This is a genomic window from Flavobacterium sp. (assembly GCF_043720215.1).
Taxonomy (GTDB): domain Bacteria; phylum Bacteroidota; class Bacteroidia; order Flavobacteriales; family Flavobacteriaceae; genus Flavobacterium.
The window spans coordinates 1-9,245 of the sequence record NZ_JAYSSZ010000189.1 but is presented as its reverse complement, the minus strand read 5'-3'; the positions used below and the strand labels follow the sequence as shown (position 1 = coordinate 9,245).

General features: G+C 31.7%; 11 protein-coding genes and 1 pseudogene. 5 read left to right on the top strand and 7 right to left on the bottom strand.

What is annotated here, in order from left to right:
* The 4 genes and pseudogenes from ACHZC3_RS08775 to ACHZC3_RS08760 all read left to right on the top strand — a co-directional run.
* Nucleotides 1–190 (top strand): annotated as a pseudogene (locus ACHZC3_RS08775) (cysteine--tRNA ligase); the annotation flags it as partial.
* A gap of 4 nt (nucleotides 191–194) precedes the next feature.
* Nucleotides 195–422, top strand: coding sequence for a membrane protein insertion efficiency factor YidD (gene yidD, locus ACHZC3_RS08770; protein ID WP_394759496.1), 228 nt, complete (start codon nucleotides 195–197; stop codon nucleotides 420–422).
* Nucleotides 423–539: 117 nt separating this feature from the next.
* Nucleotides 540–1,505, top strand: coding sequence for a prolipoprotein diacylglyceryl transferase (lgt, locus tag ACHZC3_RS08765; protein ID WP_394759495.1), 966 nt, complete (start codon nucleotides 540–542; stop codon nucleotides 1,503–1,505).
* Nucleotides 1,506–1,698: 193 nt separating this feature from the next.
* Entirely contained in the window at nucleotides 1,699–2,634 is a 936-nt protein-coding gene (locus tag ACHZC3_RS08760) for a hypothetical protein (RefSeq protein ID WP_394759494.1), read from the top strand.
* A gap of 284 nt (nucleotides 2,635–2,918) precedes the next feature.
* On the opposite strand, the gene ACHZC3_RS08755 is transcribed toward ACHZC3_RS08760, so the two are convergent.
* The 7 genes from ACHZC3_RS08755 to rsfS all read right to left on the bottom strand — a co-directional run bounded on the left by ACHZC3_RS08755 (nucleotide 2,919) and on the right by rsfS (nucleotide 8,533).
* A complete protein-coding gene (locus ACHZC3_RS08755) occupies nucleotides 2,919–3,779 on the bottom strand; it encodes a superoxide dismutase (protein ID WP_394759493.1) in 861 nt (286 codons plus the stop codon).
* Complete coding sequence (locus ACHZC3_RS08750; RefSeq protein ID WP_394759492.1) at nucleotides 3,769–4,053, bottom strand: acyl-CoA-binding protein; 285 nt, start codon at nucleotides 4,051–4,053, stop codon at nucleotides 3,769–3,771. Before ACHZC3_RS08750 ends, ACHZC3_RS08755 begins: the two co-directional genes overlap by 11 nt.
* Nucleotides 4,054–4,704 carry a phosphatidylserine decarboxylase family protein gene (locus tag ACHZC3_RS08745; RefSeq protein WP_394759491.1) on the bottom strand — a complete coding sequence of 217 codons (651 nt, stop codon included), beginning with the start codon at nucleotides 4,702–4,704 and terminating at the stop codon, nucleotides 4,054–4,056.
* A complete protein-coding gene (locus ACHZC3_RS08740) occupies nucleotides 4,694–5,500 on the bottom strand; it encodes a phosphatidate cytidylyltransferase (protein WP_394759490.1) in 807 nt (268 codons plus the stop codon). Before ACHZC3_RS08740 ends, ACHZC3_RS08745 begins: the two co-directional genes overlap by 11 nt.
* A 1-nt stretch (nucleotide 5,501) precedes the next feature.
* A complete protein-coding gene (locus tag ACHZC3_RS08735) occupies nucleotides 5,502–6,107 on the bottom strand; it encodes a lactate utilization protein B/C (protein ID WP_394759489.1) in 606 nt (201 codons plus the stop codon).
* A gap of 108 nt (nucleotides 6,108–6,215) precedes the next feature.
* Complete coding sequence (gene ftsH, locus ACHZC3_RS08730) at nucleotides 6,216–8,150, bottom strand: ATP-dependent zinc metalloprotease FtsH (protein ID WP_394759488.1); 1,935 nt, start codon at nucleotides 8,148–8,150, stop codon at nucleotides 6,216–6,218.
* An 11-nt stretch (nucleotides 8,151–8,161) separates the two neighbouring features.
* Nucleotides 8,162–8,533 carry a ribosome silencing factor gene (gene rsfS / locus ACHZC3_RS08725; RefSeq protein ID WP_394759487.1) on the bottom strand — a complete coding sequence of 124 codons (372 nt, stop codon included), beginning with the start codon at nucleotides 8,531–8,533 and terminating at the stop codon, nucleotides 8,162–8,164.
* 94 nt (nucleotides 8,534–8,627) lie between these two features.
* Here rsfS and ACHZC3_RS08720 point away from each other — a divergent pair.
* A partial coding sequence (locus ACHZC3_RS08720; RefSeq protein ID WP_394759486.1) for a biotin--[acetyl-CoA-carboxylase] ligase occupies nucleotides 8,628–9,245 on the top strand: 618 nt, incomplete at its 3' end.

The window sequence follows — 9,245 nt, the reverse complement described above, 5'->3', positions numbered from 1 at the left end:
TTTGGAAGACGAAAAATCGGCAACCAATAATAATGACAAATTAGATGGTGTTGTCGAGATGCTTATCCAAATGAGAAAACAAGCAAGAGACAATAAAGATTTTGCCATGTCAGATCAGATTAGAGATCAATTGTTAGCTTTAGGAATTCAGTTGAAAGACGGAAAAGAAGGCACAACATTTTCAATATAATATTTTGAGTTTAAAAAAGATTCTGATATTTCCATTTCTATTTGTAGTTCGATTTTACCAAATAGTAATTTCGCCACTTACGCCAGCAACTTGTAGGTTCACTCCTACTTGCTCTCATTATACAGTCGAAGCCTTGCAAAAACATGGCTTATTTAAAGGTGGCTATCTTGGTGCCAAAAGAATTTTGAGTTGCCATCCTTGGGGAAGAAGCGGTTACGACCCAGTTCCTTGAGATTTTAGATTGCAGATTTTAGATTTTTGAAATCCAGTTAAAATTTTAACAATTCACATTGAGATTTATTTTAAAAATACTACTTTTGACTAACACCAAATACCATAAAACAAAAACATGATACACTTTTTACAGATCGTTTGGAATCCTTCGGAAGGAATAAATATTGGTTCATTTACACTTCATTTTTACAGTTTAATGTTTGTTGTAGCCTTTGTTTTAGGTTGGTTTATTATGAAACCTATTTTCAAAAGAGAAAACGAACCAATAGAGAAACTAGATAGTTTGTTAATATATATGGTTCTTGCCATCTTAATTGGTGCTCGATTGGGTGATGTTATATTTTACAATTGGAGTAGTTATTATCCAGATCATTTACTTGAAATTTTCTTACCAATACGAGAAAACCCAAAAGCTACTTTATTTTATTTTATAAAAGGTTGGGAATTTACTGGTTTTAGAGGATTAGCAAGTCATGGCGCAGCTATTGCAGTGATAATCACCATGTATTTTTATACTACCAAAGTACTTAAAAGACCAATTTTATGGATTCTTGATAGAGTTGTAATTCCTGTTGCCAGTGGCGCAATATTTGTACGATTGGGTAACTTTTTTAATTCTGAAATTTATGGGCCAATTGTATCTGGAAAACCTTTTTACGGTGTGAAATTTATTCGTGAAGATGAATTTTGGATGGATAAAAACATACGTCAAATCACGCAAACAAACGATTTAAACAAAGCTTATAAACTTATAGAAACTGACCCGAATTTTGTACAAACTCTAAATGCCATTCCGTTTAGACATCCTTCACAATTGTATGAAGCTTTTGGTTACATTTTTGTATTTGCCATTTTATTCTTTTTGTATTGGAAAACTGATGCCCGTCAAAAACAAGGTTTCCTTTTCGGAATATTCTTAATCACGCTATTTTCTGTACGAATTCTAGTAGAATTTGTAAAAGAAAGTCAAGGTGGTTTCGAGTCTGTTTTAGGATTATTATCTACAGGACAATGGTTAAGTATTCCTTTTGTATTAGCTGGTTTGTTTTTTGTTTTTAGAGCAAAAAAGGAAGTTGTTTAGGAATAGGATTACTTTGCTAATTGAAAACGCAAATAGTTTTATAGAATAACTACGCACAACGCTGCTATAACGGATTTGGGTATTAGGCTTAATTTAGTCCCAAACCCCGTAAAGCCAAGAGAACATTACCGCTAAGTGTAGAAAATAGCACGACAGATAGAAATGAAAGGGATAAAATAGTACTAAAATTTACATGAAAACTAAACTAATATTTATCATCCTACTTTCTTTTGTTTATGCGCATGATGCATTTGCACAAGGCTGTAGTGATGCGGGATTTTGTAGCATAGACGGAATAAAACAAAATGACATTGTGACTAATGATTCACTTGTTACTCCTTCTTCGTCATTTGACAATACTATAAAAACAGGACTCTCAATAGGAAACACTCGATATAGCGTTTGGATATTAAATTCTTACATATCTTACTCAAGGCAGGTAAACAATAAAATTACTGCTGCTATAAAACTTGATGGACAGTATCGTATTGGTAGTTTAACACAGGTGGTTGGACTTTCTGATATTACCCTTTCATTATCATATAAAATTCAAAAATCATTGGGAGTAATCATAGGAGGTAAGATTCCGTTTAGCGATGCAGATAGAAAATATAATGGAAATGTAATGCCAATGGCGTATCAAACAAGTTTAGGAACCTATGATGCAATTGTAGGAGCTAATTATTTTTACAAAAACTTTTTTGTTGCATTGGGATGGCAACAGCCACTTATTCAAAATTCAAATACTTATGTTGACGGGAATTTTTCAGTAGAAGAATTAGGATCGTCATATCTTGAAACTAATAATTATAAACGAGCTGGTGATGTTTTATTAAGGCTTTCATATAATCATAAGCCACAAACAAGTATGAAGAAATTTTCATTTACTTATAGTTTGCTTCCGATTTATCATCTGAAAAATGACCAATATACCAATGAATACAATAATATAGTTGAAATTTTAGATAGCAATGGTCTTACACTAAACACCAATATAGTTACCAATTACAAAATTAACAGTAAAACAGCTTTTGAACTTTCTACAGGTTTTCCTGTGATTGCTCGGAAGGTAAGACCGGACGGGTTGAGTCAGTTCGCTGTCACAATTGAATTGATAAAGAAATTCTGATAACGTATAATATATAATGAAGAACCAGGTTTGGTAAACATGATTTTTGATTTGGGGACTTGCATTTTAGATATTTACCGGATTGTAACGAGTTACTTTATCATACACATGCATTGACAACAGTTTTTTCAATTTCTGAAAAACTTTCCGAATCGTTTTGTATGAACCCAATTTATACAAATCACTTAAACCTAGTAAATCAATTGGAAAATTATCTCAAAAATAAATCCACCTATTTTCAAGTTGTTAAACTTTTTTGTGTTAAAAACCAATCCCTTTTTATATTAATTTAACTCATCAGGAATAGCAGCTGGTTTTACTTCTGCTGGAGTAGTAGCTTCTGTTGTCGCACTAGGTGTAGCTGAAACTGCAACTTTAGGAAAGGCATCATATTTTTTTAAAACTTCCGCCCAGTTTACAACACTAAAAAAAGTGTTTACGTATTCTCTCTTTTTGTTTTGAAATTTCAAATAATAAGCGTGTTCCCACATATCTAAATTTAGAAGAGGAATTCCAGAAAAACCAAGATTCTTCATCAACGGATTGTCATTATTTGGTGTCGTTACAATTCGCAATTTTCCTGTTTTGTCTGAAACGAGCCATGTCCAACCTGAGCCAACTATTTTGAGCGATGTTTCCGTAAATTGAGATCTAAAAGCGTCAAAAGAACCAAAATCTCTAGTAATTGCTTCCATCAAAGTTCCTTCTGGTTCTCCACTAGCATTAGAAGCCATATTTTCCCAGAAAAAGTTGTGATTGTAAAATCCTCCTGCATTATTTCTAATTTCAGAATCTGATAAATTTAGGTTTTTAAAAATATCGCTTAGCTTGAGCAATTCATACTTAGTTCCAACAACTGCTTTATTCAAATTATTCACATAACCTAAATGGTGTTTAGAATAATGAATTTCCATAGTTGTAGCATCAAAATTCGGTTCCAAAGATTTATAAGTATAAGGCAATGGGTACATTTCGAATGCTCCTTCTATTGCTTTTACATCAGTTGCATTACTAGATCCTCCTTTTACTTTTACAACTTCTATAGGCGTAGCTGGTACATCGACCACTTCAACTAAAGTATTCTTTTTACACGAGACTACAGTTGCTACTATAAATGCAAGGACTACTAACAGATTAGATTTCATGTTTATTATTATTTGAAATTTCGTTTATACTATCTATATAACATTCCTTAGCTTCTTCTACAGAAATATGACTTATTTGCAACCAAGCATTGTTCTTAAAAGCATCTCGGACATCTAGATTTGAGTAATTTACACTTTCTAAAGAACCAGAAGTTGCTTGTTTATAATAGGCATAACATCGCAGCTGAACATCTTGCGGCAAAGACGATTGCGGTATCGTTAGCGCAAGTTCTATCGCTTCTTGAAATCGTGTATCTAAATCTTTTTCAGACATTTACCCTATAGCTATAATCGTTTTATTTCCTGTTGCAACCTCATTTAATTTTACATTTATTTTTGTTCCTAATGGCAAAAACAAATCTACTCGCGAACCAAATTTTATAAATCCAGCATCAGTACCTTGAATTACTTGCGTTCCTTCTTCTGCATAATTTACAATACGTTTTGCCAATGCACCAGCAATTTGACGGTATAATATTTCGCCAAAAACTTTACTTTCTATAACTACTGTTGTTCGTTCGTTTTCGGTACTGGCTTTTGGATGCCAAGCCACAAGAAATTTTCCTGGATGGTATTTGCTGTATTTTACTAATCCAGAAACGGCATATCTTGTAACATGCACATTTATGGGTGACATAAATATAGAAACTTGCATCCGTTTGTCTTTGAAGTATTCTGGTTCGAAAACTTCTTCAATAACAACCACTTTTCCATCTACTGGAGCTACAATCTGATTATCATTAGCAGCAATAGTTCGGTTTGGGTTTCTAAAAAATTGCAACACAATTATATAGAAAAATAAAGCTACAAGCTGAATTCCCATTCTGAGCCAAGTTAAACTAACAAATTCTCCTGGTACTATAATTAATGCTACAAACAACAATGTAGCAATTAAAATAATTTTTGAACCTTCTTTATGAAACATATACTATAATTTTATAAAATAAAAATAAAAATGGTGATACAAATATAATACTATCTAATCTATCTAACATTCCGCCATGACCTGGCATTATACTTCCGCTATCTTTTACGTTGGCAACTCGCTTGAATTTTGATTCTACCAAATCGCCAATTGTACCAAAAAAACTAATTATTAATGCTGTAATTACCCATACATAAACAGGCATTTTGAAATAATATTTTGAAATAATAATACTTGCAATTATTGCAAAAACTACGCCTCCAACAAATCCTTCTATTGTTTTTTTAGGCGAAATAGATTCGAATAATTTATTTTTCCCAATTGACTTTCCTACTATATAAGCAAAGGTATCGTTTGTCCAAATAAGGATAAAGATACATATTATTAACGTTGGTTCAAAACTAAGATCAAAACTTGAAATTTTTACTATAAAAATAAAAGGCAAAATAATATATCCTATTAAGTTTACCCATTTTGCTTGATTGTCAATTAGCTTTAAATTTCCTTTAAATAACCAAAAAACTAATCTGATGGAAACAAATAAAGAAGCAGCAATTAGCCCAAAATCAGTAAATTTATTTTCTGGCAAGAAGCATCCGAAGATAAAATAGAACAACGCAGCAAGCAATAATGCTGGGATTCTTGGTAAAAGTATCAAATTGCAAAATTCGCGAACGGTTTGCAACATAAATAATCCAAAAAGTATCAAAAAAGATTCTCTGGAATAAAGAGTAGCAAATACTAGTACTAAAATATATACTAATCCTGACAATGAACGTGTTACGTTTTCATTCATTTTATAAATCTTCTAAAAGCAGTAAATATAAATGTTTTGGAGAACTTCCATAATGCAAGAAGTCTTCTTCTTTTACTTTTTCAAAATATTTAAAAGTGGTGATATTCGTAGGATAATCTGTAGTGTAACGTTTTTTTATCTCTCTCAAACCGTCGCTTTTATTTAAAATAATTTGGCTTGTGGTAGCTACTAAAATTATATTATCTGGCAAATCGTTTGGTTTGTTTTGTTTAATTTGATTTGATGAAAATAAGACTGAACCTTCATCAGCAATTAGGTTTTCGCAACTGGCCAAGAAAAATTTAGGATTTTGCGGTTTGTCGAACAAAATTTTATTGTCCTCTAACATTTTGAATAATCTTGATTCTAAGCACATAGCTTCAGACTCAAACCAATCGTTCTCTTCTAGAATGTTTTCAAATTGTTCGTTTAGTTCGACGGTGTTTTCACAATACAAAAACTTACCTCCATTTTTTTTAAAATTATGAGTAAACTGCTCATCAACTGGAAGTTGAGAATGCAAATCCTGAAACGGATTGTAGTCATTATCGTTAGGATCGTTTGAAGCTTCCCCGCTTGAACCAAATATTTTTCTGAAAATACTCATATCTTAAAAAAAAAGGCAAATTATTGCTTAATCGCTATCAAAGATAAAAAAATCTCAACCTAATTAAACAATTAGATTGAGATTTTTACATTTGTTATTAACGAAGTTTTAAACAATTTCAGGCGAAACCTCAGCAATAACTTCCTTATCGAAAGGTCTTTTTCCAAATATTGTTTCTAAATCATCTTTAAAAATAACTTCTTTTTCAATCAGAATATCTGCCAGTTGATTTAGTTTATCTTTATTTGCTTCCAATAATTTTATAGCACGTTGGTACTGTTCTTCGATCATTAATGAAATTTCTTGATCTATTGTTCTAGCCGTTTCTTCAGAATAAGGTTTAGAAAAATTATAATCTGACTGACCAGAAGAATCATAATACGTTATATTTCCTAACTTATCATTTAATCCATAAACAGTAACCATAGCACGGGCTTGTTTTGTTACTTTTTCTAGGTCGCTCAAAGCTCCTGTCGAAATTTCGTTAAACGTAACTTTTTCAGCCGCTCTTCCTCCCATCGTTGCACACATTTCGTCTAACATCTGATTTGGACGCACAATTTGACGTTCTTCAGGCAAATACCATGCTGCTCCTAAACTTTGTCCTCTAGGCACGATAGTAACTTTTATAAGTGGTGCTGCATGTTCCAGCATCCAACTTACTGTTGCGTGACCCGCTTCGTGAATTGCAATTGCTTTCTTTTCTTGTGGTGTTATAATTTTATTTTTCTTTTCTAATCCGCCAACGATTCTGTCGACAGCATCAAGAAAATCTTGTTTATCTACAGCAGTTTTGTCATAGCGTGCCGCTATAAGCGCTGCTTCATTACAAACATTTGCAATATCAGCTCCAGAAAATCCTGGGGTTTGCTTGGCTAGAAAATCTAAATCAAGACCTTCAACCTTTTTAAGAGGCGCTAAATGTACTTTAAAAATTTCAGCACGTTCACGAACATCTGGTAAGTCAACATATATTTGACGGTCAAAACGACCTGCACGCATTAAGGCTTTGTCTAAAACATCGGCTCTATTTGTAGCGGCAAGAACAATTACATTGGAATTTGTTCCGAAACCATCCATTTCTGTCAATAACTGATTTAATGTGTTTTCACGTTCGTCATTTCCTCCAGAAAAATTTCCTTTTCCACGAGCACGACCTACAGCATCAATCTCATCTATAAATATAATAGCTGGTGCTTTATCTTTAGCTTGTTTAAACAAATCACGAACACGCGACGCTCCTACTCCTACAAACATTTCAACAAAATCAGAACCTGATAATGAGAAAAATGGCACTTGCGCTTCACCTGCAACGGCTTTAGCCAATAATGTTTTTCCTGTTCCTGGAGGACCTACTAGTAATGCACCTTTAGGGATTTTCCCTCCTAGATTAGTATACTTTTCTGGATTTTTAAGAAATTCAACTATTTCTTGTATTTCTTCTTTTGCTCCTTCAAGACCTGCAACATCTTTAAAAGTTGTTTTGGTATCTTTTTTTTCGTCAAAAAGTTTTGCTTTCGATTTTCCAATACTAAAAATTTGTGGTCCACCGCCTCCAGAACCTCCACTAGACATACGTCTCATCATGTATATCCAAAATCCTAATAATAAAACAATTGGCAAAAACCCAACTAAATCAGTCCAATCACTTGATGTTTTATATTCAAATGAATTTAGCTTATTTGCTTTTTGAGCTTCATCTAATTTGTTTTGAAAATTTTCCGAATTATTAGCAATTTGAAAAGTATAATGTGGTCCTAAATTTGGTTTTTGTAATAAATCTAATTTAGGGATTTTAGCATGCACTTTTTGAGTTAAAGCTCCTTTTTTCAAGTAAACTTCAACTGTTTTATCATTAATTATTTCAACTTTTTCTATTTGATTTGCATTTAAATACTCATAGAATTTAGAAACCGAAGTTTTTGTAGGTTCAACCCAACGGGACTGACCAGAAAACCACATTGTTATAAAAATAGCAGTAACAGCACCATAAATCCACCACGGATTAAACTTAAAGTTATTCTTTTTTGTTTCTTGTGACATAGTTATTCTTATTAATATTTGTTTTCAATAGATGTGATTTTTGCATCACCCCAAAGACTCTCAATGTTATAATATTCGCGAATATGCTTTTGAAAAACGTGTACAACAATGTGCACATAATCCATTAGAACCCAATCAGCAACATCAGAACCTTCAATATGCCAAGGTTTGTCTTTAAGTTCTTTTGAAACTATTTTTTGAATTGAATTTACAATTGCGTTTACTTGTGTATTCGAATTTCCGTTACAAATTACAAAATAATCACATACTGTATTTTCTAATGCTCTTAAATCAAGAATTGTTATGTCGTTACCTTTTACTTCTTCTATTCCCTTGATAATGTTTGCTAACAAAACATCATTATTAATTTCTTTTTTAGCCATCTAATTTTTAAAATATTTTTACAAAGTTATTCATTTTTGTGCTTATTTTGGTGGTAAATTAATGTTAATTGTAAATACTTACAAAAACCTACCCATGAAGTTAATCAAACTCGATGCCATAGATTCTACTAATGATTTCCTAAAAGGATTATCTCAAAAAGAAAAATTAGAAAATTATACTGTTGTAACTACAAAATATCAAACAAAAGGCAAAGGACAAATGGGTTCAAGCTGGTCTTCTGAAGACAATAAAAACTTAATAGTCAGTATTTTAATAAAAAATATTATTTTTTCTATTAATGAGATTTTTAATTTAAATATTGTTGTTGCCGTAAGTATTATTCAGGTGTTAAATGATTTAAATATTAGTCATTTAAATATAAAATGGCCTAACGACATTATGGCAGAAAATAGAAAAATTGCTGGCATATTGATTGAAAACAGCATTAAAGAAAACGGAAAAATAGAATCTATTGTAGGAATTGGAATGAACGTAAACCAAACCAACTTCGAAAATTTGCCCAAAGCTTCATCATTAAAGAATATAATGCATCAAGATTTTGATATTGATACACTTCTAGAAAATATTGTTGTTAAAATTGAAAACAACGTTGAAAAACTAAAAAATAATGAGATTGATTCTTTTTGGAAAGAATACGAAAATTATTTATTTAAAAAAGGAAAACCAACACTGTTTGAAGATACAGACCAG